This window comes from Microcystis sp. M079S1 (assembly GCF_020246425.1).
Lineage (GTDB): Bacteria > Cyanobacteriota > Cyanobacteriia > Cyanobacteriales > Microcystaceae > Microcystis > Microcystis aeruginosa.
In genome coordinates this window covers 1-3,016 of record NZ_JADBSZ010000055.1, presented here as the reverse complement: position 1 = coordinate 3,016, position 3,016 = coordinate 1, and the positions used below count along the sequence as shown (strand labels likewise).

At 43.7% G+C, this 3,016-nt stretch carries 3 protein-coding genes; 1 reads left to right on the top strand and 2 read right to left on the bottom strand.

What is annotated here, in order from left to right:
- Positions 1 to 45 (bottom strand): helix-turn-helix domain-containing protein (locus IM456_RS23205; protein ID WP_353737100.1); only part of this gene is annotated, 45 nt, incomplete at its 3' end.
- 937 nt (positions 46 to 982) lie between these two features.
- On the opposite strand from IM456_RS23205, the gene IM456_RS03400 reads away from it, so the two are divergent.
- Positions 983 to 1,696 (top strand): response regulator, encoded by a 714-nt coding sequence (locus IM456_RS03400; protein WP_287692191.1) that lies wholly within the window; start codon positions 983 to 985, stop codon positions 1,694 to 1,696.
- 51 nt (positions 1,697 to 1,747) lie between these two features.
- Here the strand turns inward: IM456_RS03400 and IM456_RS03395 are convergent, their stop codons facing one another.
- The gene (locus IM456_RS03395; protein WP_012266619.1) at positions 1,748 to 2,749 is read right to left on the bottom strand and encodes a phosphoribulokinase; all 1,002 of its coding nucleotides are present in this window, start codon (positions 2,747 to 2,749) and stop codon (positions 1,748 to 1,750) included.
- Between the last annotated feature and the right edge of the window lie 267 nt (positions 2,750 to 3,016).

The following is a 3,016-nucleotide window of genomic DNA, read 5'->3' as shown; positions in this document are numbered from 1 at the left end:
TTGTTCTGGTGTTGGGTAAAATCGAAACGAATAGGCTTTCTCCATACCTCACATTTTAGCATATATTTCGCAAATGTGCTAATATTTAACAGTAAAGCCGTCGTAGAACGACGGGGTTTCAGACCCAAATTTTCGATGAGTCTCCAAATGTATCCTTTTTTGGACGAAAATGCCTAAGTCCCAATGAGTCTCCAAATGTATCCTTTTTTGAACGAAAATGCCTAAGTCCCAATAGGCTAAAAAATTAATTAAACCAGAGCTTGGTTCTATTCTATGAAAATCCAAGGGGAGCATCTCATTTATGCAAGTGAGTAATTATACTTATACCTAAAACTGGTTTCTAGCAAGGCTTTCAAAATAGCTTGACATAAAAACTTAATTTAGGGGTTACAAAGGTGAAATGCTCCCAATCCAAAATCCAAGCTGCTCAAAGATGTAAGCTAAACGGCTTTTACTTCGGATCACCGATATAGACTCCAAAAGGGTTATAGCTGTTGGATCATGCAGGTTAAGCGCCGTTTAGCTTATTCTTCTTAAAATTATCTTGGCTCTTCTCGACTTTGTGTAATAATTTTTGCCGATGAAATTCTGAAATGTTTACTGGGAAAGACTTTTAGGGCTATTTTGGTGAATAAATCAACTATCAGTATAGGCCTCGTTTCCACACAGAAACCAGAAAAGCCAAATCCTTGCATAATCGAGATTTGTATGATATTATAAAGAAAGAATTAAAGCAGAAAATTCTGGGTAAATTGGGGTAGATTTGAGTATATTTTAGGGGAGGCTAAGTATATTGGCAATCTCTGCTTTTAGTAAGTATAAATAAAATCAACCGGAAAAAGGGGATTGCCGAATGAAGAATAAGAAAGCGGAATTCAGAGAAGGAGGAAGGGAGTGAAGTCAATGTTAAGGAGCGGCTCTAATAATCGAAAAGCCAAAATTATCAAATCATCACTTACTTCGGCGAAACTGGTCAAAAAATATGGATAAAGTCCGGGTTATCGTTGTAGAAGATCACGATTTAACCCGCATGGGCTTAGTGGTGGCTCTCCAGCATCGGGAAGGTATTCAAGTGGTAGGGGAAGCGATCAGTGGATTACAGGGACTGAAACTGCTAGAGGAGACTAAACCCGATGTAGCGATCATCGATATAGGTTTGCCTATGATCGATGGGATCGAGTTAGTGCGACGCTTCCAACAAAATCGGGGCGAAGACCCCCTGGCCACGAAAATCCTCATGCTAACCATGCACAAAACCCAAGAACAGGTTTTAGCGGCTTTTAGTGCTGGGGCTGATTCCTACTGTATGAAGGATATTAGCATTGATAAGTTAATCGAGGCGATTTATTCCACCCACGAAGGCAATCATTGGCTTGACCCTGCGATCGCTAATATTGTTCTGCAACAAGTGCGCCAAAATGTTCCCGTCGGTGCGGCTGCCGGGACCAAAACAGTGATAATTCAAGGCGTTGACCGAGAATATCACCAATTGCTGGAAAATGCCCCCCTAACGGCACGAGAGCGAGAAATTCTCGATCTGATTGTTGCGGGTTGTAGTAATGCTCAGATTGCCGAGCGACTCTATATCACCATCGGCACGGTGAAAACCCATGTCCGCAATATCTTAAATAAACTCTCTGTGGATGATCGGACTCAAGCGGCAGTGCTGGCCCTGCGATCGGGATTAGTGGATTAAAAAAACCGGCATCCTACCTGGGTAGGATGCCGGCTCGGTCAAAACTAGAAACTAGACTTGGGCTGCCACTTTTGATTCAGCGGCCATTAGTTTTTCGTAGGTTTCACGCATTTTGAGACCGACTAACACTTGGAATAAACCCGTACCATTGGTAGAGCCGGGATAATCCTTGTGTTTGAGCAGTAATTCGGTCATTTCACCGTAGTATTTAGTGCCGGTTTTGCTCAAATGGCTTTCGATGTAGATCATTTCTTCGAGGTTATCGAATTGACCATCTAGTTCCAGAATCGACACTTCATTCCCCAAGAAGCCATCTGGACCATAGTAGAGTTTAATACCAGGATAAGCGCAGGTCAATTTACGACCACAGGGCCGCCAATCGATGGTGGAACCTTCATCAAACAGATAAGCGGGTTCAAAGTTTTCTACCCCTTCTTTCTGGATTAAACGGACCCGTAGTAACTTACTTTCGTGATCTTCAAGTAATTGGGTGGGCAGCACTTGAATCACCACGTCAGCGTACTGTCTTTGGGGATCGATATAGGCACTGAAATCCGGTTTTCTAGAATTAATAGCCGCCATCACATCATCATAGGTGTGACCGCGCTCGGCCATATCCCGTTGAATTTTCCAGTTAACTTTGACTTCATCGCTAATATCGAGATAAACGCTGAAATCTAATAGGGCCCGGACTCGTTCATCATATAAGGGGTGCAGTCCCTCGATCACGATTACCTTATTCGGTTCGATGATTTCGGGGGGATCGATCATCCCCGTTTCATGATTATAAATAGGTTTATTAATGGCTTGACCTTCCTTGAGAGCTTTAATCTGCTCGTACATCAGGTCAAAGTTATTCGCTTTCGGATTGAGTGCGGTGACACCCACCTCTTTTCTCTGTTTGCGATCGAGACAATGGTAGTCATCTAAACAGATCACTGTCATAAACTCGGCCCCGAATAAATCGGTCAAACGACGTAAAAAAGTAGACTTCCCACAACCGGAGTCCCCAGCTACACCGATTAGAACCACGCGCTCTGGCTTATTGGCCATAGTTTCCCTCTAAATACACGACTAATTGTTAACCCATAGTAGTAATTAAACCAGACTCTGGATCCAGCAGCACCCCGCCGCCACAAATTTCTGCTGCTGACAGGTTCGGCAAGAGTCTCACGCTAGATTGACATCCTCGCCGCCGTAAAACGGACGGCGATTCCCAAACCTCACGATTTGGGTTTCTGCTTCTTTCCCTTGCGGGGTTCCGCACCTGCCTTAACAGATTTACTCTGTTCTGGTCTTATGGTCGCTCTACAGACTGAC

Bases quoted from the DNA above. Each gene is read 5' to 3' on its own strand.
- IM456_RS03400 (WP_287692191.1), top strand. From the start codon at position 983: ATGGATAAAGTCCGGGTTATCGTTGTAGAAGATCACGATTTAACCCGC.
- IM456_RS03395 (WP_012266619.1), bottom strand. From the start codon at position 2,749: ATGGCCAATAAGCCAGAGCGCGTGGTTCTAATCGGTGTAGCTGGGGAC.